General features: G+C 57.5%; 23 protein-coding genes and 1 pseudogene. 7 read left to right on the forward strand and 17 right to left on the reverse strand.

The genetic code is table 11. The features are described from left to right. The 6 genes and pseudogenes from ALO80_RS01860 to ALO80_RS32235 form a co-directional block, all read right to left on the reverse strand. Positions 1-228 (reverse strand): T6SS amidase immunity protein Tai4 family protein (locus ALO80_RS01860; protein ID WP_217997876.1); only part of this gene is annotated, 228 nt, incomplete at its 3' end. Positions 229-246: 18 nt separating this feature from the next. Then, on the reverse strand, positions 247-690 hold the full coding sequence (locus tag ALO80_RS01865) for a type VI secretion system amidase immunity protein Tai4 (RefSeq protein ID WP_055007733.1): 444 nt from the start codon (positions 688-690) through the stop codon (positions 247-249). Continuing rightward, on the reverse strand, positions 690-1,190 hold the full coding sequence (locus ALO80_RS01870; protein WP_055007734.1) for a type VI secretion system amidase effector protein Tae4: 501 nt from the start codon (positions 1,188-1,190) through the stop codon (positions 690-692). Before ALO80_RS01870 ends, ALO80_RS01865 begins: the two co-directional genes overlap by 1 nt. A 49-nt stretch (positions 1,191-1,239) precedes the next feature. Further along, complete coding sequence (locus tag ALO80_RS01875; RefSeq protein WP_054986178.1) at positions 1,240-1,728, reverse strand: Hcp family type VI secretion system effector; 489 nt, start codon at positions 1,726-1,728, stop codon at positions 1,240-1,242. Between the two features lie 220 nt (positions 1,729-1,948). Continuing rightward, the gene (locus ALO80_RS32230) at positions 1,949-2,758 is read right to left on the reverse strand and encodes a glycosyltransferase (RefSeq protein ID WP_310886607.1); all 810 of its coding nucleotides are present in this window, start codon (positions 2,756-2,758) and stop codon (positions 1,949-1,951) included. Between the two features lie 51 nt (positions 2,759-2,809). After that, a pseudogene (locus ALO80_RS32235) lies at positions 2,810-3,412 on the reverse strand (RHS repeat-associated core domain-containing protein); the annotation flags it as partial. Positions 3,413-3,434: 22 nt separating this feature from the next. Here ALO80_RS32235 and ALO80_RS01885 point away from each other — a divergent pair. Continuing rightward, positions 3,435-4,340 carry a TcdA/TcdB catalytic glycosyltransferase domain-containing protein gene (locus ALO80_RS01885; protein WP_055007744.1) on the forward strand — a complete coding sequence of 302 codons (906 nt, stop codon included), beginning with the start codon at positions 3,435-3,437 and terminating at the stop codon, positions 4,338-4,340. Between the two features lie 54 nt (positions 4,341-4,394). Here the strand turns inward: ALO80_RS01885 and ALO80_RS01890 are convergent, their stop codons facing one another. Further along, the gene (locus ALO80_RS01890; protein ID WP_054986175.1) at positions 4,395-5,918 is read right to left on the reverse strand and encodes a fumarate hydratase; all 1,524 of its coding nucleotides are present in this window, start codon (positions 5,916-5,918) and stop codon (positions 4,395-4,397) included. A gap of 179 nt (positions 5,919-6,097) precedes the next feature. Here ALO80_RS01890 and ALO80_RS01895 point away from each other — a divergent pair, with 179 nt between their 5' ends. Beyond that, on the forward strand, positions 6,098-7,036 hold the full coding sequence (locus ALO80_RS01895) for an iron-sulfur-binding ferredoxin reductase (protein WP_055007735.1): 939 nt from the start codon (positions 6,098-6,100) through the stop codon (positions 7,034-7,036). A gap of 93 nt (positions 7,037-7,129) precedes the next feature. On the opposite strand, the gene pyk is transcribed toward ALO80_RS01895, so the two are convergent. Further along, positions 7,130-8,581 carry a pyruvate kinase gene (gene pyk, locus ALO80_RS01900; RefSeq protein WP_054986173.1) on the reverse strand — a complete coding sequence of 484 codons (1,452 nt, stop codon included), beginning with the start codon at positions 8,579-8,581 and terminating at the stop codon, positions 7,130-7,132. Between the two features lie 176 nt (positions 8,582-8,757). Here pyk and ALO80_RS01905 point away from each other — a divergent pair, with 176 nt between their 5' ends. Together ALO80_RS01905 and ALO80_RS01910 are read left to right on the forward strand one after the other, a co-directional pair. Beyond that, positions 8,758-9,153, forward strand: coding sequence for a tetratricopeptide repeat protein (locus ALO80_RS01905; protein ID WP_054986172.1), 396 nt, complete (start codon positions 8,758-8,760; stop codon positions 9,151-9,153). Between the two features lie 193 nt (positions 9,154-9,346). After that, positions 9,347-9,706, forward strand: coding sequence for a PilZ domain-containing protein (locus tag ALO80_RS01910; protein WP_054986171.1), 360 nt, complete (start codon positions 9,347-9,349; stop codon positions 9,704-9,706). An 18-nt stretch (positions 9,707-9,724) separates the two neighbouring features. Here the strand turns inward: ALO80_RS01910 and ALO80_RS01915 are convergent, their stop codons facing one another. From ALO80_RS01915 to ALO80_RS01940, 6 genes are all read right to left on the reverse strand, one after another. Continuing rightward, complete coding sequence (locus ALO80_RS01915) at positions 9,725-11,068, reverse strand: DUF58 domain-containing protein (RefSeq protein WP_055007736.1); 1,344 nt, start codon at positions 11,066-11,068, stop codon at positions 9,725-9,727. Beyond that, positions 11,065-12,123: an AAA family ATPase gene (locus tag ALO80_RS01920; RefSeq protein ID WP_055007737.1), complete on the reverse strand. Its 1,059-nt coding sequence runs from the start codon at positions 12,121-12,123 to the stop codon at positions 11,065-11,067. The genes ALO80_RS01915 and ALO80_RS01920 overlap by 4 nt, the downstream gene beginning before the upstream one ends. A 271-nt stretch (positions 12,124-12,394) precedes the next feature. Further along, entirely contained in the window at positions 12,395-13,612 is a 1,218-nt protein-coding gene (locus ALO80_RS01925; RefSeq protein WP_055007738.1) for a DUF4350 domain-containing protein, read from the reverse strand. Further along, positions 13,609-15,198 carry a DUF4129 domain-containing protein gene (locus ALO80_RS01930; protein ID WP_055007739.1) on the reverse strand — a complete coding sequence of 530 codons (1,590 nt, stop codon included), beginning with the start codon at positions 15,196-15,198 and terminating at the stop codon, positions 13,609-13,611. The genes ALO80_RS01925 and ALO80_RS01930 overlap by 4 nt, the downstream gene beginning before the upstream one ends. Next, the gene (locus ALO80_RS01935) at positions 15,185-16,165 is read right to left on the reverse strand and encodes a stage II sporulation protein M (RefSeq protein ID WP_055007740.1); all 981 of its coding nucleotides are present in this window, start codon (positions 16,163-16,165) and stop codon (positions 15,185-15,187) included. Before ALO80_RS01935 ends, ALO80_RS01930 begins: the two co-directional genes overlap by 14 nt. Then, positions 16,162-16,887 (reverse strand): RDD family protein, encoded by a 726-nt coding sequence (locus tag ALO80_RS01940; protein WP_055007741.1) that lies wholly within the window; start codon positions 16,885-16,887, stop codon positions 16,162-16,164. The genes ALO80_RS01935 and ALO80_RS01940 overlap by 4 nt, the downstream gene beginning before the upstream one ends. A gap of 180 nt (positions 16,888-17,067) precedes the next feature. Here ALO80_RS01940 and sbcB point away from each other — a divergent pair, with 180 nt between their 5' ends. Next, positions 17,068-18,498: an exodeoxyribonuclease I gene (sbcB, locus tag ALO80_RS01945; RefSeq protein WP_055007742.1), complete on the forward strand. Its 1,431-nt coding sequence runs from the start codon at positions 17,068-17,070 to the stop codon at positions 18,496-18,498. A 70-nt stretch (positions 18,499-18,568) separates the two neighbouring features. On the opposite strand, the gene mvaT is transcribed toward sbcB, so the two are convergent. Next, positions 18,569-18,949, reverse strand: a complete 381-nt coding sequence (gene mvaT / locus ALO80_RS01950) for a histone-like nucleoid-structuring protein MvaT (protein ID WP_002554971.1) — start codon at positions 18,947-18,949, stop codon at positions 18,569-18,571. A 358-nt stretch (positions 18,950-19,307) separates the two neighbouring features. On the opposite strand from mvaT, the gene purU reads away from it, so the two are divergent. Both purU and ALO80_RS01960 read left to right on the forward strand, forming a co-directional pair. Then, positions 19,308-20,159, forward strand: a complete 852-nt coding sequence (gene purU, locus ALO80_RS01955; RefSeq protein ID WP_010435617.1) for a formyltetrahydrofolate deformylase — start codon at positions 19,308-19,310, stop codon at positions 20,157-20,159. A gap of 78 nt (positions 20,160-20,237) precedes the next feature. Continuing rightward, positions 20,238-20,438 (forward strand): hypothetical protein, encoded by a 201-nt coding sequence (locus ALO80_RS01960; RefSeq protein WP_054986162.1) that lies wholly within the window; start codon positions 20,238-20,240, stop codon positions 20,436-20,438. A 51-nt stretch (positions 20,439-20,489) separates the two neighbouring features. Here ALO80_RS01960 and ALO80_RS01965 read toward each other — a convergent pair whose 3' ends face one another. Continuing rightward, on the reverse strand, positions 20,490-21,962 hold the full coding sequence (locus ALO80_RS01965; protein ID WP_054986161.1) for an inorganic phosphate transporter: 1,473 nt from the start codon (positions 21,960-21,962) through the stop codon (positions 20,490-20,492). Positions 21,963-22,168: 206 nt separating this feature from the next. Beyond that, complete coding sequence (locus ALO80_RS01970; RefSeq protein ID WP_002554967.1) at positions 22,169-22,366, reverse strand: hypothetical protein; 198 nt, start codon at positions 22,364-22,366, stop codon at positions 22,169-22,171. Positions 22,367-22,897 lie beyond the last annotated feature (531 nt).

Consider the following 22,897-nt stretch of genomic DNA (forward strand, 5'->3'; position numbering starts at 1 on the left):
GTCATAGTAGGTCCAGTCACGCATCGCACTGACACTGCTGCCCGCGTCAATTCCGACGTTTATGTCATATTTATAGGCCGTGGTTATACAGGTGGCGAGCGCCATGTCCTTGTAGTTTTTTTCAAAGGTTCTGTACATTCCTTCTGGCGATGAGGTGGGGGTGTAGGCGAAGCTGTTGGATGCTGCTAACACGAGAAGTGTTTTCGTGGCTGCAAGGAATAACCTCATGGCACTTAGCTCCTTGTATTACTTGGTTTTTTTGTAGTCTTGTATGTCGGTATGCGTAGGGTTGATTACTACCTTTTTTGTCAGTGCATTTAGCTCTTTGCTGTGGTAGAGATCAAGGCATTTGAGTAAGTCGAATTTTACGCCTCCTATCTCAGACTCAACCAGTGGGTTTGTATAGTCTCTAACAAGGTATTCGTTCACGAGTTCTCTAAGCTTTTCGGGACTTTTTTCCCAGTCATAATTGGCCCAGTCGCGCAGGGCGGTTATGCTGCTGCCAGCATCGATTCCAACGTTTTCATTATATTGATAAGCGCTGGCGATGCAGATGGCAAGAGCCAGGTCTTTATAGTTTTGTGCATGAGTTCGATATATTCCCTCTGGTGACGTTGGCGTGACAGATGCAAAAATACCCGGCGTATCGAGCGTAAAGAAAACCAGAATTGCTGCACGCAACGACCGCATTACGTAAGGCTCCAGAAATTTGCTTGATCTGTCCGATAGTTGACGCCAGGCTCGTTGAAATAGCAATGGTCATAGCAGATGCTTCCGTCAAACAATGTCGCATGTCCTCGAGCGTCCGACCAGCCTGATATTTCAAATACGATGATGCCTTTTTTGTTGGCCAATGGTCCGCTATCAGAAGGCGGGTATTTGACTGCCTCTGGTTTACCCCAATTTCTCATCAGGAAATTTTTGAGGTCAGTAATGCGGAAAAAATATTGATTTCGATCTTCGCCGGATACTGTCTGATCTGGTATTTTTGGGATTTTTTCTCCTGAGTAATTTATGATGTAGCTCATTCTGACAGCGCAGGTATTTTTCCATCTTGCCAATGCATCAGGATTATTTATATTCTGCGCCACAAACCCTCCAATCACCTCTGCCACTCGTTTTTCCGGCGCTACCGGATCATAAATATGTTGCGACGCCGCCCAGGCGGCAGTAAAAAATGGCCGTGCCATAGTCCTTCCTTGATCATGTCGTGACGTTTATACGTGAGCGTTCAAGACGTCAGGAATAGACCTTGTTGTTGATACGGTTCCAGCCACCGGAGACATTCCCTCCACCGGCACCGTCAGATCTTTTCTGCTGGGTGTAGGTGGTTTTTATTTTTCCGTAGTTGAGGCTTATGGTCTCGCTGGGGATGCCCTCATTGGCATTCTGGGTGTAGTTGGAAATGATGACTTCCTCCAGTAGCACTTCAAAGTATTTGACCTTGTCTCCGCCTGCACGATGCAATGACAACACGACTTCCTTCAGGTGCCTGCCCGCGCACAAGGTTTCCATGAGCTTGCAACTCGACTTGTCCAGGGATTTGGTGAACGTGAAATCGCTCAGTGACGTCCGACCCGAAGAGGCGCCACCGGAAGAACTCGCCGTTGCGGAGGTACTCTGGTGCATGCCGAAACCATACCCGGTGATCTCGATACAGTCCTTATAACGGTCGTCCAGCGCTTCGCCTGGAATACCTTCGATCTTGATATACGCATCAAATGCCATTTTTCAAATCTCCACGTTCGTTTGGTCTTACGCTGCATACAGGTATCTATATGTTTCAGTAGCGTAATCTTTATTTTTATCGAGCGTGGTGGTCAGCAACCTTTGCAATACACTGAAATATCCCTATTTCTTGTGGGAAAGGTAGTACAGATTTAAGTGTGTTGACTTTATCGTCATTGCCTTGCTCTGTGCGTTGTGTGGTATCACGGTTTGAGTTTCATTATATTGAAGCTCTTCTGCCAGGGCGGACGTTTGCCCAGCGTCCTTCGCCATTTAGTCCACGCTTGAAACCACGAAAAAAAATAGCGGACAGTGATCGTTCTTGCGGTTGCGTGTTATCTGTACACGGTGTCTCACGGTAAAAAAACGTATCGTGAGGTACAGCGTAGGCTTTATTTTCTTCCGCCGTTGCAGGAAGGAAGTTGCGGATTAACGAGGGACCGGTCATGTGCATGGTTAATTCCAATCGGCTGAATAGTCCTTCACCCGGGGTACTGCGTTTTTTTGACCATCCGTAATTTTCATTGCCCTCCATCATCAGGGCGTTTGTTGTGTAAAGGTCAACGATGGCGTCCATTATTTCACCAGCACATTTGCCTCGGGGTTCAGAGGCAAGTACGGCGTTAGACGTCAATCTGTCTTCAACGTGTACAAGAAATCCATGGGGTGCATCGAGGCTCCCGAGTGGTTGTCCGACCGCGACATCTGCATCCATGTAGAGGCCTCCCTCCATGTAAGTTGAGGCCAGCTCCATTAGATCGCTGGCTGCAGCGTAATTTTTATAAGGTCCATTCGTCTCGCGGCTATAAAACGCTTCGAGTTTCTTTGCATTTGAGTAGGCCTGGCTCAGTGCGCTGAATAGCTCTTCAGGATTGCGCTGTATTAACGAACCGCCGTGAGCCAGCGCCATATGTCGCTCGGCAGGGTCGTTGCTTTCACTCATTTCCGCTAATGGGTTCAGTAGGTGCTTTACCTGGGATGTCCACACATTGACTTGGTAGTCGGGATTTATTTCTTTAAAAAGCAGCATGTTCTGCAGGTGCGGTATTGGAATATTGCCACCGTCCCAGTAAAAATGTGCGGTAAGGGGTATGGCTACGTTACCTTTCAGGTCAACATGATTAATAGGGTTGTTTCTTAGCATTCTATAAAGATTAAGGTCAGCATCCTCGCCGGATAGATCCGGACTTATCCACCGCTGCAACCAAGGCGCGTAATACCTGAACCCATAATAATAAAGCCCGCTGGCATCGCGCTCTTTGCCTGAATACCGCACGGTCTTGTACCTGGCATCCACTGCACTGTGCGCCGCCCACCAGGCCGTGCCGCCAAAGGGGTAATAACTTTCCTGACTGACAAGGCCGCCTTGCTGATCCAGTTCCAGCGTGCTCGACCCCAGCTGATCACCCAGGCTGCAGCGCACCTGATCGTTGGCAATGGTGCCCGGTTTTCCAGCCTCCCAGTGCAGTATCCGCACGCTGTTGCGGCCCGCCTGGGCCGTAACGACATGAAGGATTTCGCCATCGGCTGAGGTGCGAATTTCCAGTCCGGGCAGGTAGCGCACTTCGTTGACGAGGGTACGCCCCGAGGCCTGCGCATGCGTGATCTTGCGGCAGCGCTGACCCTGGCCGTCATAGACATAGCGCTCTTCATCATTCGGCCCGTCTTCCCGTTGAACGGTGGTGGATGGGTTGAATCTGTACAGGATGGTCAGAAACAATCCGCTTGTTTACGTTGATGCGAAGGGCCAGCAACCTGAACCTGTTCCAAAAACTATCCACCAGATATGGATAGGTGAAAACCGGGATGCCTTGAAGGCTCAGGTCAGCAATATCAACAGAACCGTTGAAATGACTCCTGATTATAAAGTGACGTTGTATCTGGAAACGAGGACGCCGGATGCTTATGCGGAAATCGAAAAAGATCTGAAATCCACAGTGGTTCTGCTTCCTGATTCCCAGGTTTTCCAGAACTTCAAGGAAAAGCCGCTTTATGCGGCCTATGAAGATTTCCGAAGAAACAAGCAGAATTACGCATTCGCGGTCGACGTTTTGCGGATGCATACCGTTCATGAGCTGGGCGGGATTTATTCAGACGTCGATGATGTTTACGCGGGGGCGGAGACTGGTGGAATGACGCCGCTGGGGGATCAGCCACTGTTTGCCGAGCCTGATGAAGTTCTGACGCTGGACCCTGTTCATGTCCCTTGGGAGCTCCAGAGTTCTGTTGAAAGTTTTATGGTCAATAACAGCTCCTTCGCCGCCCATTCAGGTACAAGCGTTCTACATAATATGATGAGTGAAGGCGCGAAACGGTATGATGAAGCCGTTGAAAGCGGAAATTATCCGGATCCGACGGGCGTGAACGGAATAGGTCTTAACCTGCTCTGGAATCCTGACCCGGCAGTAAGAATTCGAACGTTATCGAAGATAGTAGGTCCCGGCTTGTTTACAGATGCACTGCGCGCTTCAGACGCAGTATACGGTGATCTTTTTACTCGTCTGAGAGGCGTCGTCTTTCAAGGACAGCCGTTCACGTTTGCCGACCAAATGGCCAGAAAGATGCCGCTGCATCGGCATATAAAAAGCGGCGCTGCGCAGACATGGCGTTGAACATAACTGAAAAACCCGCCTCCATGAGACGGGTTTTTATGTTCCTGCCGAGCGTTACTGCACTTCCACCGCCAGACTGTCGCTGATCTTCTTCTGCCAGATCTGCGGGCCGGTGATGTGCACCGAGTCACCCGTGCTGTCTACGGCAACGGTCACCGGCATGTCCTTGACCTCGAACTCGTAGATCGCTTCCATGCCCAGTTCGGCAAAGGCCACGACTCGGGATTTCTTGATCGCCTGGGCCACAAGATAGGCAGCGCCGCCAACAGCCATCAGGTACACGGCTTTGTGGTCCCGGATCGCGTCGATGGCAGTCGGGCCGCGTTCGGATTTGCCGATCATGCCCAGCAGGCCGGTCTGGTCGAGGATCTGGCGAGTGAATTTATCCATCCGCGTGGCCGTGGTCGGGCCAGCCGGGCCGACGACTTCTTCGCGTACCGGGTCGACCGGGCCGACGTAGTAGATGAAACGACCCTTGAGGTCGACCGGCAGGGTTTCGCCCTTGTTGAGCATTTCGACCATGCGCTTGTGCGCAGCGTCGCGACCGGTGAGCATCTTGCCGTTGAGCAGAACGGTTTCGCCCGGCTTCCAGCTTTGCACTTCTTCCGGGGTCAGGGTGTCGAGGTTGACGCGGCGGGCCGATGGGCCGGCTTCCCAGACGATTTCCGGGTAGGCGTCCAGTGAGGGTGCTTCCAGCGACGCAGGGCCGGAGCCGTCGAGCACGAAGTGGGCGTGACGGGTAGCTGCGCAGTTGGGAATCATGCACACCGGCAGCGAAGCCGCGTGGGTCGGGTAATCCATGATCTTGACGTCGAGCACGGTGGTCAGACCGCCCAGGCCCTGAGCGCCGATGCCCAGCTGGTTGACCTTCTCGAACAGCTCAAGACGCATCTCTTCGATGCGATTCTGCGGGCCGCGGGCTTTCAGCTCATGAATGTCGATGGACTCCATCAACACTTCCTTGGCCATGACCGCTGCCTTTTCCGCAGTGCCGCCGATGCCGATGCCGAGCATGCCCGGCGGGCACCAGCCTGCGCCCATGGTCGGTACGGTTTTCAGCACCCAGTCGACGATCGAGTCGGACGGGTTGAGCATCGCCATCTTCGATTTGTTTTCCGAACCGCCGCCTTTTGCCGCAACGTCCACTTCCACGGTATTACCCGGAACGATGGAGTAGTGGATAACGGCCGGGGTGTTGTCCTTGGTGTTTTTACGAGCGCCTGCCGGATCGGCAAGGATCGAGGCACGCAGCACGTTTTCAGGCAGGTTGTAAGCGCGGCGTACGCCTTCGTTGATCATGTCGTCCAGGCCCATGGTGGCGCCGTCCCAGCGAACATCCATACCCACGCGCACGAAAACGGTGACGATGCCGGTGTCTTGGCAGATCGGACGATGACCGGTCGCGCACATGCGCGAGTTGATCAGGATCTGGGCAATGGAGTCGCGAGCGGCAGGCGACTCTTCACGCAGATACGCCTCGTGCATGGCCTGGATGAAGTCCACGGGGTGGTAATAGGAAATGAACTGCAGTGCGTCTGCAACGCTCTGAATCAGGTCGTCTTGCTTGATCACGGTCATGCGGCGCGCTCCTCTGTAAGGACGGGAACATTCAATTACGCTATCGGCGGCAGTCTGGAACTGCGGCTTGAACCAGAGCTGTCAGGTTAGCCGTAGCGGGCGCAAAAAGGCGCGGCAGTATAACCCGCCCGACAGGCCAGTCTGTACAATCGCCGTTATTTTCTGCGCAGGCTGCCTGAATGCCTCAATTGCATGTTGGTGAGCGTAGCTGGTCGGTGGCATCGGCCAGTAATCTGCTCGACGCCCTGAACCATGCCGGTGTGCCGGTCCCTTACAGTTGTCGTGCCGGCAGCTGTCATGCGTGCCTGGTGCGCTGCGTAAAAGGGCAGCCTGAAGATGCGCTGCCCGATGCCTTGCCTGCTGAAAAGCGTCAGCAGGGTTGGCGGCTTGCCTGCCAGTGTCGAGTGGTCGCGGACCTGACGGTCGAGGTCTTTGACCCGCAGCGTGATGGCCTGCCCGCGACGGTAGTTGGCTGCGACTGGGTCTGCCCGACGGTACTGCGCTTGCGTCTGGAGCCCGCACGCCCACTGCGCTATAGCGCCGGGCAGCATCAGGTGCTGTGGACTGACAGCGGTGTGGCCCGGCCATACTCGCTGGCGAGCCTGCCTGGCGAGGACCCTTTTCTGGAATTTCACATCGAGTGCGCCGGGTCAGGATCATTCCGTGATGTCGTCCGACAGTTGCAGGCTGGCGACGCAATGAGGCTTGGCGAACTGCGTGGCGGGGCTCTTCGTTATGACCCCGACTGGCAGGAAAGACCCTTGCTCCTGCTGGCGGCGGGCACCGGGCTCGGTCCGTTGTGGGGCGTACTGCGCGAGGCATTGCGACAGGAACATCAAGGCACCCTCCGCCTGATTCATCTGGCCCATGACAGCCAGGGGCATTATCTGGCCGATGAACTGCACGCTCTGGCCGAACGCTATCCCCAGTTGCATGTCCAGTTGGTCACTCCGCAGATGCTGCAGACTACCCTGGCTGAGCTGCGCCTGTTGTCGCGGCATGCGATGGCGCTGGTGTGTGGCAGTGCCGACAGCGTGGAGACGTTTGCCAAGCGCCTCTATCTGGCAGGGCTGCCGCGTAATCAGTTGCTGGCGGATGTGTTTGTGGCGCGGGAATAACAGGCGCGACAGTCACAACATTCGTCAGGCATGACACCATGCAAAAGGCCCCGGCTCTTGCGAGACGGGGCCTTGGCTTGCAGTGTGCTGCGATCAGACCAACGGGTCGCCGACGTGCAGAATCTTCATGCCGTTGGTGCCACCGATGGTGTGATAGCTGTCGCCCTTGGTCAGGATGACCCAGTCACCTTGCTCGACCAGACCACGCTTGAGCAGCTCGTCGACTGCGGCCTGGCTGACCTGACCGGGCGGCAGGGCTGCCGGATCGAACGGCACGGTGTAGACACCACGGAACATCGCCGCGCGTGCTTGAGTGCCACGGTGCGGGGAGAACGCGTAGATTGGCACCGAAGAGCGAATGCGCGACATGATCAGCGGGGTATAGCCGCTTTCGGTCAGTGCAATGATCGCTTTCACGCCAGGGAAGTGGTTGGCAGTGTACATGGCGGCCAGCGCAATGCTTTCATCACAGCGGGTGAACGAGTGACCGATACGGTGGCTTGAGGTCTTGCCGGTCGGGTGCTTCTCGGCACCGATGCAGATACGGGCCATGGCCTGAACCGCCTCGATCGGGTAAGAGCCTGCAGCACTTTCCGCCGAAAGCATCACGGCGTCGGTGTAGTCGAGCACGGCGTTGGCCACGTCGGACACCTCGGCACGCGTCGGCATCGGGCTTGAGATCATCGACTCCATCATCTGCGTGGCAACGATCACCGCCTTGTTGTGACGACGAGCATGCAGAATGATGCGTTTCTGTACGCCAACCAGCTCGGCATCACCGATTTCAACGCCCAGATCACCACGAGCAACCATGACGGCGTCACTGGCGCGGATCAGTTCATCGAGCACTTCGTCGTTGGCAACGGCTTCGGCACGTTCGATTTTGGCGACCAGCCAGGCCGTACCGCCGGATTCATCGCGCAGCTGGCGTGCGTATTCCATGTCGGCGGCATCGCGCGGAAAGGAGACGGCCAGGTAATCCAGGTCCATTTCGGCGGCGAGCTTGATGTCCTGCTTGTCCTTTTCGGTCAGCGCCGGCGCCGTCAGGCCACCGCCACGACGGTTGATGCCTTTGTGATCGGACAGCGGGCCGCCGATCAGCACGGTGCAGTGCAGTTCGTCAGCCGTCTGGGTGTCGACGCGCATGACCACGCGACCGTCGTCGAGCAGCAGCTCGTCGCCTACGCCGCAATCCTTGACCAGATCCGGGTAGTCGATACCCACGATTTGCTGGTTGCCACTGGTCAGCGGGTGAGCAGTGGAGAAGGTGAACCTGTCACCGACCTTCAGCTCGATTCGCTTGTCGGTGAACTTTGCGATACGGATCTTGGGACCCTGCAGATCGCCCAGCAGCGCGACGAAGCGCCCGTGTCTGGCGGCGATTTCGCGGATCAGCCTGGCGCGTGCCTTGTGCTCATCCGGAGTCCCGTGAGAGAAGTTCAGACGAGCAACGTCCAGACCCGAAAGGATCAGTTGTTCGATGACTTCCGGCGAGTTGCTGGCAGGGCCAAGTGTGGCGACGATTTTGGTGCGGCGAACGGTCATGCACAAACTCCTTAATTGAAGCGCAGCGAGAGGCTACTCCTGTCTGGGTCTTTAGTCATTGTTCCTTTGCACTACCGCGCTGCCGCCGGGGAGGGCAATCGGCTGACGGTCGGTGTGCGATTTACTTGAAGAAACAGGCTGTGAGGCCGATACAGGGCAGAGAACAGGAGAGTCCCATGCGTATTGTAACGATTGTTGTATTACTGACTGCGCTCAGCGGTTGCACCCGCTGGGCAATGAATTCCAACCTCGATCACGCCTACCGTGCCTATCAGGAAGGCGATTGTGATCGGGTCATGCTGGACCTGTCCAAGGTCGAGCGTCAAAGCCGTTCACGCCGCTACGTTCAGCCCGAAGTGTCGATGCTGCGCGGCCAGTGCCTCGAGCGGCAAAAACTCTACGTCGATGCTGCGCAGACTTATCAGTTCCTGATGACTCAGTACCCGGAAAGCGAATACGCGTTCCGCGCACGAGCCAGGCTCGATACGCTTGCACAAACCGGCCTTTACCCCAAGGCCCAGCCGGCCAGGCCGATACCTGTACCTGTTCGAAACGCTCCCGTATCAAAATAGTTACCCCCGTATGAGTGGCAGATGTTGTGTTCGGGTGGATTTTGAAAAATTCTGAGCTAGGCTCTCGTCACAGAGCGGACGAGTTGCTGGGCTCTGAACAGGCACAGTTGCCGGGCAGTGCCTCGCCTTTGAAGTCCGCTACCAACATACGGTGTTAAGCGATCGCAAGCGTGATCTCGGAAGGCTGCCTGCCATGTACAAAGAGCGAAAAATAGAACGCCATCAATTGCAGGATTACCTGCAGGTTTTCAATCGTCATACCGGCAAGCTGATCGGGTGTCTGGGTAATGTGTCAGGGGAAGGGCTGATGTTGATCAGCGACCTGCCCGTCTTGGTGGGGGGCAGGTTTGATCTGTGTCTGAAACTGCCGAGTGACACTATCGGACAGCCGATAGACGTCAGCGCCACATGCCTTTGGTGTCACGAAGACGAGACACCAGGCAGCTATGACTCCGGTTTCGAGTTGTCTCAGGTCTCGACAGAGTATCTGGAGTTCGTCCACCTGCTGCGCCGCTATTTCTGCTTCTATCCCTCTTATGAAGCCTCGGCCTGAGGCTACCGTGTAAGGGGCTCAGAGAGCCCCTGCCTTTTTCCAGCTCAGATAACGGCTGACCAGCTGCGGTCCCAGCTCGCCCGGTCGGGCATCCATTATGGCAATGCCCTGAGCGCTCAGGCGGTCGTGCAACGAAGCGCGGGCATTGAGGAAGTTCAGGGTCCCGCAATACTCCAGCGCTTCATCGTAGCTGTGTATGGGCGTTTGACGCAGGCTGTCGAGCACTTCCTCTCGCAGGCTGGCAATCAGCACCCGGTGTTGCTTGCCCAACTGCCTGGCGGCCGTCAACAGTTCTTCATCGTCTTCATCGCGCAGATTGGTTACCAGCACAACCAGTGAGCGCCTTTTATGACGAACCATCAGTTGGCGAACGGCGGCACTGTAGTCCGCAGGTCGCCGGGTGGTCTGCAGGTCATAAACCGCGTTGAGCAGCAGGTTAAGCTGCCCTGGCCCCTTTACAGGGGCCAGATAACGGTCCTGCTCACCGGCAAACGTTGCGAGGCCGACGGAATCGCCTTGGCGCAGCGCCACGTAGCTCAATAAAAGGCTGGCATTGAGCGCGTGATCGAAGTGAGACAAATCACCGTCCTGGCTGCGCATTCGCCGTCCGCAATCAATCATGAAGATGATCTGTTGATCCCGCTCGTCCTGATATTCACGGGTAATGGGTGCCCGCTGGCGAGCGGTGGCTTTCCAGTCGATCTGGCGCAGGCTGTCGCCTTCACGAAATTCACGCAATTGATTGAATTCCATCCCCGGCCCGCGACGTTGCAACTGGCGCACGCCCAGTTGGCTAAGCCAGTTGTCCACCGCCCGCAGTTGCCCGCCGTAAAGCCGGGCGAAGTCCGGATAGACCCGGGTCGTGCTGAGCACCGGAATATAGCGCCGCGCAGTCCACAGGCGCAAAGGCCCTGGCAGGCTGATTTCGCACCGTTCAAAGGCGAAGTGGCCGCGGCTGGACGGGCGCAGACGGTAACCGACGCTGCCTTTGCCGCGTGCAGGCAAGGTGATCGATTGCGGCAGATTTTCATGCTCCAGACCATGCGGTACATGATCGAATACCCGCAACGTGAGGGGGCTGACGCCGTCGTGCTGAAGGTCGAGCCGGGCTTCGTTCCAGCGTTGCAGCGCCAGGCTGCCCGCCAGCTCGCGCTGCACGCGTGGCGAGGGGCGCCTCAACAGCCAGAATGCATCCAGCAGGCTCAGGCCCACGAACGCCAGCAACGCCCCTCGATAAAGCCCGTCGATGCCAGCCGGATACTCGATGCCCAGCGCATGAAGTGTTCCCAGCAGCAACGCTATGCCCAGAAATCCGCCGAGCCAGCGCAGCATCGGAACCGACGGTTTGAGCGCCTGTTTCACAGGCGCGGTGCCGGAGCCTGGTCAAGGATCTGCCTGAGCACCTGATCCACCGACAGGCCCTCGATGTCCAGTTCCGGTGACAGTCTGACCCGGTGTCGCAATACAGCCAGTGCACAGCCCTTGATATCGTCCGGGGTGACGAACTCGCCGCCGCGCAACAAGGCCCGTGCTCGCCCGCCACGCACCAGTGCGATTGACGCGCGAGGCCCCGCGCCCTGGCTCAGGCCAGGCCAGGTCCGCGTGCTGCGTGCCAGCCGCACGGCGTAGTCCAGCACCTGTTCATCAATGGGCAGCTCGCTGGCAATGCGTTGCAGAGCCTGTACCTCTCGGGCCTGCATGATGACTCTGAGCGGTCGCACATCCAGCATGTCGGCACGGGTCGAGCGCGAGACCTGACGCACCATGTTCAGCTCTTCCAGCGCGTCGGGATAATCCATGCGCAGTTTGAGCATGAAGCGGTCCAGTTCGGCTTCCGGCAGCGGATAAGTGCCTTCCTGTTCAATGGGGTTCTGGGTGGCCAGCACCATGAACGGCTGCGGGATGGGGAGGGCGCGCCCTTCAAGGGTAACTTGCCGCTCCTGCATGGCTTCAAGCAGCGCAGCCTGAGTCTTGGCCGGTGCCCTGTTGATTTCGTCGGCGAGCAGCAGGTTAGTGAACAGCGGGCCCTTGCGCAGCTTGAACTGCTCAGTCTGCATGTCGTATACCGCATGACCGGTGACATCGCTGGGCATCAGGTCCGGCGTAAATTGAATACGGGCGAACTCGCAGCCTATGCAGCTGGCAAGCGCTCTGACCAGCAACGTCTTGCCCAGACCGGGCACGCCTTCCAGCAGCACATGGCCGCCGCCGATCAGCGCGGTCAGCACGTCTTCGATGACCGCGTTTTGCCCGATCACGGCCTTTTGCAGCTCGTTGCGCAATGCCTGAGCCAGTTGACTGGCGCGCTGACGCTGTTGCAACTGGGTGCTCGCAGCGCTCGCTATACCGGTCGGCTCGATTGCCGGCTCGGTGATTGGCTCGGTGCTGCCTGATGGGTCGGGCGTCTGGTCGCTCATGCGTTCTGGAGTCCTGTTAACGGCTGCCGGTCTTTTATCGTCTATAAACCAGGCGTTAGCCCGATCTGGCCTTTTTCGGTTCTTTAGTGTGCTGAATGGAGGTTTGAGCGGTCTACCTCCGGTGTGAAATCGTCCCACCTTGCGTGCTCTGCCAAAGCTCTCGGGCACCTTGCATAATGCGCAGGCAGGTCCCCGGCATACGCCCCTGACAGCACCGGAATCGATGGCGATTCCATAGGCGTCACTGTGTTGCGCTGTGCTCGATGTCTGGTCACAAGGCATTCCTGAGTATTTGCAGATGGGCTACCTGACGGGTGAATTCGCTGTGTGAGAGGCGCTGCGGCGGGCGAGGCCGCAGGGCGTCGCTGATGGCGCTGGTGGGTTGTCGGGTCAGGCGTGAGAGCACCTGCCATTGTTCGGCAACCGCCAGCCGTTCGAAACCGGGATGCAACTGGCGGGCGCGGCGCAGAATGTCCTGCTGCAGGCTCTTGATCAGCGTCTGCTGCCCACTGCGTCTACGCAGAAATTCGGCGCTGGCGCGCAGGTGTTCGGTCAGTTGTCGACGCGCAAGCGGGTCGGGCCGACGCACCGGGCCTTCGCGCAGGGCGATGTGCCAGAGGCCCAGACCGATCAGCAGTGCCAGGGTCAGCAGCGCCTGAGGGTAGTTGCGCACCAGCAGGGTCAGCAGGTTGTCGTGTTCGGTTTGCAGCACCAGGGTTACTTCGCTGCCTTGCGTCAGATACCAGAGCAACCAGGCATTGTCATACGTGCCGATCGATCGGGCTTTCCACAGGTTGGCGTCAGTCACAACGGTAATCAGCCCGTTGCCACGGCTTATTTGCAGCAAATGTGTGGCTTCGGCGCTGTTCGCCCAGGACTGTGCGTGATCTTCCGGGTCTTCCAGATGAAACGCCGGATCGAAGCTCATGTACGCCGGGGCATTTTCGTTTTCCAGATAGAGGCGGGTCAGCTCGGGCCAGGGCACTTTTTTGCGTCCGGGTACGGGTGTCATCAGAGGGATCGGCAGCAGGGGCTGAGCATCGTTCAGCTGTCGCTCCCGCGCATTGATGTCCGTGGTGAGGTACTGATGGATCTCTAGTCTGTCCAGCAGCAGATCGCCGCTGCGGCCTTTTTGCTCGTTCCAGAGTTGCTCGGCCACGAACAGCAGGTGTCCGCCCGATTCGGCCCAGTTCAACAGCCGTTCGGTTTGTGCAGGGGTCATGTCTGCCCGGTCGTCGAGCAGCAGCAGGGTCTGTGGGCTCCGACTCGGATCGGGAAGTTCAGCCAGGGTGTCGGTGGTGTTCACGGTAACGGACAGCCCACGCAGAAAGTGTTCGGCTGCGAGCCAGGGATTGGCCTTTGCCTGCGGGGAGGGGCCCTGATCGACGGTTTTCTCGTAGCGTTCCAGGTGACGGCTCAGGTAAAGCCCTGCGCCCGTCAGCAGTAAGAGGGCCAGCAGCCCGATCAGTATTCCGCTGCGGCGGCTCATGCCTGCACCGCAGAATTGAACAGGCGGCGCCAGCCATCGCAGAGTTCCTGCCGGGCATGGGCCGGTGGCAGGCGATGGCCGTAGGCGAGGTTTTGCCAGTGTAGAGTCAGGTTATGGCTGAACTCGCTGAGCAGCGGCTGGTTCAGCGAAGCGATGCGCTCCAGTACCTGGATTTCGGTGTCGGCCTTTTTCAACGGCAAACGGTAGTCGCTCATCAAGCGGCTGAGCAGCGCGCGGTACAACAGGCTCAGGGCCTCGCGAGGCTGGCTGCTCCAGAGCCGTTCTGCCTGGTCCGCGACATCGTCAGGCAGGCTTTCGGCGTTCACTTGCAGGCCGAATAGCTGCTCGGGGGCCGGGCGGGCAGCGTTTGTCGAGTCGGCCTTGCGACTTGCGAACGTCTTGAGCCAGTCCCTGTAATGCCAGATCACCAGGCCGGCCAGACCGATGACCACACCCCACAACAGCACCTCGATCAGGCTGGCCAGGGCACTTGCCGCCCGAAGCAACCGGTTGAGCCAAGCGATCAGCCAGCTCTGGTCGTGCACCTTCCCCGCTGCAGGCCGGGTTGTCTGTTGTTCGGGAAAGCGCCAGCCTGTTTCGGTCTTGAGATTTCTGAAGGGCGGTTGTTGCAGTACGCTCTGAATCTGGCTTCGGGCCGCTTCGCTGGTCAGTGTCTGGCGGGTCAGGCGCGGCGTGTCGGGTGGTGCCAGGGGCGAGTCAGGTTCTGCGCCGCTGGTATCAGGCAGCGGGCAGCTATAGCTTTGTTGATCGGCCCAGGCCGGGGCTGGTGCTGCGGAAAGCACCACACCCACGCCGATCAGCAGCGCATAGGCACTGCCGATCAGGCGCTGGCGCAGGCGTCTGAAAACCAGCTCGATGTCCCAGGCTTCAAGGACCGTACGGCGATTGAGGTACAGGGTGAAGCCGCAGGCCACGTAGACAGGTTCCCAGAGTATCAGCGCCAGGGCGTAGAAAAGATTGGTCAGGTGGTCGATCCACAGCCACTGGTTTTCGACGTCGAGCAGGTTCATCCAGTGCCAGTCGATCTGGATCTGCTGCGGAATGAAGGCGTAAAGCAGGATCAGCAGCCCTATCCACAGTGAGTATTCCAGATGTGCGCCGACGATGGTGAGCAGCCGCGCGGCGCGCAGGTCCTTCTGGCTCAACAGGCTGACGCGCAGGGCGCGCTCCGTACCGGCCAGATGTTCCAGTTGCTGCACCGGTAACTGGAAGCTGCGACTCAGACAAAGCCTTCGCCATAACAGGCTGGGCAACAGTTGATCTTTCAAGGTGGCTGGCCAGGCCTTGAGTGCTTGTCCGAGCGTAGGTGCTGCGCCAAACAGTGACTGCGACAGGATGAGCAGCGGCAAGCGTTCGAACGCTGGCTTGAGCCACCAGAACAGCAGAATCGCTGCCGAGGGATAATCCCAGAGCAGCGCACTGAGCAGGCAGAAAAAGGGCAGGGTGACGATTGCCCAACTACTCATCAGCACACTGCGGTGCCGGCGCGCGAGCAGCACGCCAAGGTCGATGGCTTCCCAGGGGGATCGAGGACGTATGGCGACGTTCGACTCAGTCAGGCGCATGAGGTTTACGTCCTGCCAGGGTCAGGTAGGCGGCAACCAGCGCCCATAAGGCGGCACCGGTGAGGTACTTGAGCAGAGGCCCGGGCCAGGTCATCGATGACCAGTAAGCCTCTATGAATGCGGCAATCAGCAGAAACAGGATGACCCCGCCGACCAGTTGCACGCTGGTCCTGGCGGCATTGCGCAGCGCGGCACTGCGCATCAGTCTTCCAGGGGCCAGCAAGGCCCATCCCAGCTTCAGACCTGCCGCGCCGGCCAGGGCGATGGCGGTCAGTTCGAAAGCACCGTGACCGATGACGAACGTCCAGAATGTATGCCCGAAACCGATGTCGGTCAGGTGGCCGGCAATGGCGCCAGTCATCAATCCATTGAACAGCAGGAAAAACACGCTGCCCAGACCGAACAGCAAACCGCTGGCGTAGGTCTGAAAGGCGATGCCGATGTTGTTCATGATGTAATAGCCGAACATCATCCAGTCCGCGTCGGAGGTCCGCTCGACGGGTTGGCCGATCCGGCTGGCCGACGGGTCATACATGCTCTGCATGTCGGCCAGTTGCTCGGGGCGGACGATGCTGTAGACCAGTTGCGGAAAGGCGTAGACCAGCAGTCCCATGCCGATCAGGCTGCCGAAAAACAGCACGCTGGCAACCAGCACGAAACGCCACTCGGCGCGCACCAGTCGTGGAAAACCACCCAGAATGAAGCTCAGCAGTCTGGCCAGCGGAGCGCTACGGTGACGGTAAAGTTGCTGGTGGCCGCGCATGGCCAGTTGATGCAAGGGGTCGATCAGATGGCTGCTGTAGCCACGCTCCTGTGCCAGTGCCAGATGGTGACAGATGCGCCGATAGTCGCCGGGAAATGTTTCGCAGCCGTGAGCATCGGCCTTGCCGTTTTCAAGCGCATCAAGGCGTTGCCCAAAGCGTTGCCACTCATCCTGATGGCGGGTTTCAAAAAGGCTCTGCTTCATTTCGGCCCCAACAGATGGCGGGCGATGCCGTTGACATGAACGACCGCCCTGTCGTTAGGGATTTGCAAGGGCTCGGCAAGAATCGCCGCCAGTTCCTGAGTTCGGGCGCTGGACAGTTCGCTCTGTCGCTCCGCCAGACCGAGTACAGCACGCTGCTCATCCACATGCAGTGCAAAGGGCACAATCACCGGTTCTGCCTCTGGCAGGATGGGGCGGGCTACGGGTCGGTCACTGTAGATCACCAGTGTCCCGGCCGCGAGATCACCCAGCCGTTTGAATAATGGATGGCTCAGGCAACTGATTGCCCCCAGCCCGTAACCGAGAGGAAGCATGTCGACAAAACGCAGCAGATTACGTATCAGCGACGCGGACCAGTCTACAGGGGTGCCGTCGTCGTGAACCACCCGTAGGCCGAGCACTCGCTTTCCGGGTGTGCGCCCCTGATTCAGCACTTCAAACAGCACCATGTACCACCAGTTCACCAGAAAGAACACGATGGCGGCCAGGCCCATGCCGAGCTTGTCAAACCACTGCAGGAGCAAAAAGAACACACCGACGAGGGCTGCGCGAATTGCGAAGTCGATACCGAATGCCAGTGCACGCGCAACCAGGCCGGCAGGGCGAAGAACCATGTCGATGCCTTCCGGCGTCTCGATTTCGATGCGGGTGTCCAACGGCGTGGGCAGCGCTGCATTCCTTGGCAAAGCGGGAAGGGGGTACATGGTCGGGAGGGCGCGCCTGAAAACGAAAACTGATGCTAGCTACCGAAGCAGAGCTAAGCAACCGACCATTCAATACGCGGGCTGTAAGAAAACATTTCCCGGTACGCCCGATATTACCCGATTAGCCAATGGCGCTTGTCACGGCCTACACTTCGCGGGTCTTTTGTTCAGGATCAGCCCGTGACTTCCAGCATTTTCTGGTACGACTACGAAACCACCGGTATCAACCCGCGCAACGATCGTGCGCTGCAGGTGGCCGGTATCCGCACGGATACCGAACTCAATGAAATTGCGCCTCCGGTCAATCTGTACTGCCAGCTCAGCGATGACATTCTGCCCCATCCTGCTGCGTGCGTAATTACTGGAATCACGCCGGTTACGCTGGCAGAAAAAGGCTTGTGCGAGGCGGATTTCATGACACGTGTACATGCCGAGCTTTCTGCGCCGGGTACATGTGGAGCGGGTTACAACACCTTGCGTTTCGATGATGAAGTGACACGTTACAGTTTTTATCGCAACTTCTTCGATCCTTACGCTCGCGAGTGGCAGGGCGGTAACAGTCGCTGGGATCTGATCGACGTTGTACGCGCGGCCTATGCACTGCGCCCCGATGGCATTGTCTGGCCAGAACAGGACGGTCGGGTCACTCTCAAACTCGAGCGCTTGACTGCAGCAAATGGCATCGATCATGGACAGGCCCATGACGCGTTATCCGATGTGCGTGCAACGATTGCGCTGGCGCGCCTGATTCGCGAGAAACAGCCGAAGCTCTATGACTATCTGTTCGCACTGCGCAGTAAACAGAAAGTCCAGGAGCAGGTTCGCCTGATGCAGCCTCTGGTGCATATTTCGGGACGTTTTTCTGCCGCACGCAATTACCTCGGCGTGGTGCTGCCGCTGGCCTGGCATCCCCATAACCGCAACGCGCTGATCGTGTGCGATATGCACCTGGATCATTCACCGTTGTTGCAGGACGACGCCGAAATACTCAGGCAGCGTTTATATACCCGGCGTGACGCGCTGGCGGAAGGCGAATTGCCGGTGCCGCTCAAACTACTGCATATTAATCGTTGCCCGGTGATCGCCCCGCTGGGCGTGCTGCGCAGTGAAGATCAGCAGCGGCTGCAACTGGACATGGCAGGCTATCAGGCACGCGTAACACAGTTGAATGACAGCCGGGAAGTTTGGCAGGATAAACTGCAGGTCCTTTACGGCAAGGACGATTTTGCGGTAAGTGAAGATCCCGAACAGCAGTTATATGATGGCTTTATCGGTGACCGTGATCGTCGATTGTGCGAGCAAGTTCGGCAGGCCGAGCCAGAACAACTGGCGCGTGACGCGTGGCCGTTTGATGATGCGCGGTTGCTTGAATTGTTATTCCGGTACCGCGCTCGTAACTTTCCTGACACCTTGAGCGGTGAAGAGCAGGCGCGGTGGCAAGACTTCTGTCGGCAGCGGCTGAGCAACCCGGAGTGGGGCGCGCCCAATACCCTGAATGACTTTACGGCGGCGCTGGCTGAATGCTCTCTTAGTGCCGTGCCAGAGCAGTTGGAGGTGTTGCGGCAGTGGCAGGATTACGCGCAGGGACTGAGTAAACGTCTGGGTGTATAAATAGCGGACAATAAAAAACGCCAGCAGGCTGGCGTTTTTGCAATCGCAATAAAACGCGATTTCTTGAAGCTTAGCCCAGCAGGGTGGCCCAGCTTTCAACGTCGTCGCTGCCCCACTTGGCTTTCCACTCTTTCAGCGTCTTGTGGTTGCCACCTTTGGTTTCGATGACTTCACCGTTGTGCGGGTTCTTGTATTGCTTGACCTTGCGAGCGCGTTTGGTGCCGGCAGGTTTAACAGCGCCACCACGAGGGGCCTTGTTTACCTTGGCATCCGGATCCAGCAGAGCAATGATGTCACGCAGCGACTTTTGATACTCGCCCATCAGCGTACGCAGTTTGCCTTCGAATTCCAGCTCGGTTTGCAGTTTGTCGTCTTGCGACAGGTTCTTCAAACGGGCTTGCAGTTCTTTGATGGCTTCTTCTGTGGCGCGGTATTCGTTGATCAGGGACATGAGGAGACCTTATGTTGTGAGGGTTGCAGGGATACAGTGGGGCAATAATAGTCACTGTAAATGAGCAAGTAAACATTAAATAAAAGTTTTATTTGAATTATTTAGCAATATACACGCGTCCTACAGACGTCTGAACTAGGCGTGCCCCCGTCCTCCCTGAAAAGACCCTCGCTATAAAGCCCTCCTTAATATAGGTCTTGTTTAGCGCTGTGCTGCGTAGACGCGGATACTGGCAAGGTGCAATCTTTCGCCTTTTCGGCGTCCTTTTTCAGGGGCTGCATTCAGGCAACAGAGATACTGCAGTTTTGCTGCGCAGCCGCTAGAATAGCGGCTTTGCGAAGTTCTGGAGTTTCCCCCAATGCGCACTTTTCGTCTGGTGATTGCTTGCCCGGACCGTGTAGGCATCGTTGCCAAAGTCAGTAACTTTCTGGCGTCCCATAACGGCTGGATCACCGAAGCGAGTCATCATTCGGACAATCTCAGCGGCTGGTTTTTCATGCGTCACGAGATACGGGCCGACACCCTGCCTTTCGATCTGGACGGGTTCCGTGAGGCCTTCACGCCGATTGCCGAAGCGTTTTCGATGGACTGGCGCATCACCGACTCGGCGCAGAAGAAGCGCGTCGTGCTTATGGCAAGCCGCGAATCGCATTGTCTGGCCGACCTGCTGCACCGCTGGCACAGTGACGAACTCGACTGCGATATTGCCTGCGTGATTTCAAACCACCAGGACCTGCGCAGCATGGTCGAGTGGCATGACATTCCTTATTACCATGTTCCGGTGGACCCGAAAGACAAGGAACCTGCATTCGCCGAAGTCTCGCGTCTGGTCGGGCATCATCAGGCGGACGTTGTGGTGCTGGCGCGCTACATGCAAATCCTCCCGCCACAACTGTGCCGTGAATACGCTCACCAGGTCATTAACATTCACCACAGCTTTCTGCCTTCCTTCGTCGGTGCCAAGCCTTATCACCAGGCGTCGTTGCGCGGCGTCAAGCTGATTGGCGCGACCTGTCACTATGTCACTGAAGAACTTGATGCCGGCCCGATCATCGAGCAGGACGTGGTACGTGTCAGCCATCGTGACAGCATCGAAAACATGGTGCGCTTCGGTCGCGACGTTGAAAAAATGGTATTGGCTCGCGGTCTGCGTGCTCATCTGGAAGACCGTGTCCTGGTACACGACAACAAGACAGTTGTCTTCGACTGATCTATCTTTTCGGGAGTGTGCCCCTCGCGCTCCCGACTCTGCCCGTCGGCAATGGTGTAACACCCAAGGTGAAAGCCCGTGACCGATCCTCTCGATAAAGCCACATCGACCGCCCCTGCAACGCTTGGCGAAGGCTGCCTGAGCCGTTATGACCCTGCGGCACTGACTGCGGAAAACGGTGCTGATTTTGAGGGCGCTGCCGCATTGTGGCGCGAGTTGCAGCAATCGGACGTAGCCGATGAAAGGCTTGTGGGGACGGGAGCGGAAGGGGAGGAGTGAATCAAACCCTTGTGGCGGTGCAGAAACCTGCACCGCCACAAGGGCTCTGAATCAGGCCAGAGCCTTGGAGGCCAGCCAGAACAGGGCTGCAGACAGGGCGACCGTTGCAGGCAGGGTCAGCACCCAGGCCAACAGGATGGTACGAACGGTTCCGCCTTGCAGACCGCTTTTGTTGGCGACCATGGTTCCGGCAACACCTGATGACAGAATGTGCGTGGTGGAAACCGGCAGGCTGAACACGTTGGCCAGGCCAATGGCGCAGGCAGTAGTGATTTGTGCCGACATGCCTTGTGCGTAGGTCATGCCCTGCTTGCCGATCTTCTCGCCGATGGTCAGTACCACGCGTTTCCAGCCGACCATGGTGCCGATGCCCAACGCCAGCGCGACTGCCAGGATCACCCAGAACGGTGCGTACTCGGTGGTGGTGGTCAGGTCCTTGCGAAGTTTCTCCAGGTCGGATTTTTCACGCGCCGACAGGTCTGGAAGTTTGCCGACCTTACGGGCGGTGTCGTCCAGGCACAGCAGATAACGGCGTACTTCGATGCGGCTTTCAGGGGCCAGAGCGTGGTAGTCGGACACGCCTTTCAGGCGGTCGAGCAACGCATCGATGGTCGGTTCGGTCTGCTTCGGATTACAGGCAGAGCTGGACGGCAGGTCGCCTTTTTCGGCTTTACCCATGGCCAAATATTCGCCCAGCGTGCTGCTGTTGCGCTGATAGAACTGACTCAGATGCTGGGTCGCATCGCGGGTACGTTCGATCTGATAGGTCGTGCTGGTAAGGTCGAGTACGAACTGGCTGGGTACGATACCGATCAATACCAGCATGATCAGGCCGATGCCTTTCTGGCCGTCATTCGAACCATGTACGAAGCTGACGGCCATTGCGGAGATGACCAGCACCAGACGATTCCAGAACGGAGGGTGCTTCTTGTCGTCCAGCTTGCGGCGCTGGTCCGGAGTTTTATGCATCTTCGACTGCGGCCGCCACCATTTCAGTGCAACCAGTACCAGCCCCGCTACGATAAAGCCAGCCAGTGGCGAGAACACCAGCGAAGCGCCGATGTCGATCGCTTTCTGCCAGTTGACGCCATCGGCCAACGGGATTCCGTTGATCAGCGCATTGGCCAGACCTACGCCGAGTATCGAGCCGATCAAAGTGTGCGAACTGGAAGCCGGGATGCCGAAGTACCAGGTACCGAGGTTCCAGGTAATGGCCGCCGCCAGCAGCGAGAACACCATGGCCAGCCCGTGGCCGGTGTTGACGTTGATGAGCAGCTCGACCGGCAGCAGATGGACGATGGCGTAGGCAACACCCACACCGCCCAGCAATACGCCGAGGAAGTTGAATACACCAGAGAAGAACACGGCCAGATGAGGCGGCATGGCCTTGGTGTAAATGACTGTCGCCACCGCATTGGCGGTGTCATGAAAGCCGTTGATGAACTCGAAGGTGAGGACAAAAGCCAGGGCAAGCAACAGGCTCACGAGCACCCAGGCATCAAGCCCGCTGAATAAATCGATCATGTAGGTTTTCTGACCGGGTCTGAAGGGGGCGCGATTATGACAGAAAAAATACCGAACGACTTGTCGTCACTGCGAGGTGTCGCCTCAAACCAAAAAAAAGACGCATGAACGCCGCCCCGTTGAATAGTCAATGAGGCCGTCTGGCGTTTTGTTCCGGGTGCAGGAAGGCAAAGATGAGCGGGCGCGGGATCATGAGACCCGCGCTGTCATGGCTCTTCTTTCAGGCCTTCTTCCATTTTTTGCAATTCTTGCTTGAACGCTTGATCCAGCAGGCTGGCTCTTTTGCGCCAAGGCTTGCGTTCCGGTTCTGGTTGCGCGGCGTAGGTAGTGATTTCACCGCCGTAGACATCCTTGTAACGTTGTTCCTGGCGCTCAAGTTCCGCGCGCAGTTCATCTTTAGTCACTGTAATACCTGATCGAGTCAAATGGGCTCTGGTGATGACGCAGAACAGTGCAAGTATGTTCACTCCAGTCGGGCTGTATACCAGATACAGTCAGAGGCCTGATCGGGCGAATGCGCGAAGAGATTGCTGGACATCCTGCTATTGTCTGCGGCTACGTGCACCAGAGAAACAACTGTCGTAGCGACATGTGTGTGATTCAAGCGCTGGGCTCGAGCTGGCGGGCTTGCCTGTGTTCTCGCCGCGACGGTGGTGCACCGCGACAGCGCGTCGACACGATGATCAAGGCGTAATCGGATAAACGGATCAATCGCTGTGAGGGTAATGCCAGCCAACTGAGGGGTACTATCGCCAAGAAGTTCTGTTACGTCAACAACAGAGGTTGAATGAGTTCACATGTCTGGTTTTTTTGTACGATTGTTCCGAAGTTTTAGTGAGGCATTTATATGACGGAACTTTTATAAGACACTTTTTACACACCTGACGACAGAACGCCGACCCTGGAGTTCAGAGCGCTTTATATGTGGTGCGTTC

The organism is Pseudomonas caricapapayae (genome assembly GCF_001400735.1).
GTDB classification, from domain to species: domain Bacteria; phylum Pseudomonadota; class Gammaproteobacteria; order Pseudomonadales; family Pseudomonadaceae; genus Aquipseudomonas; species Aquipseudomonas caricapapayae.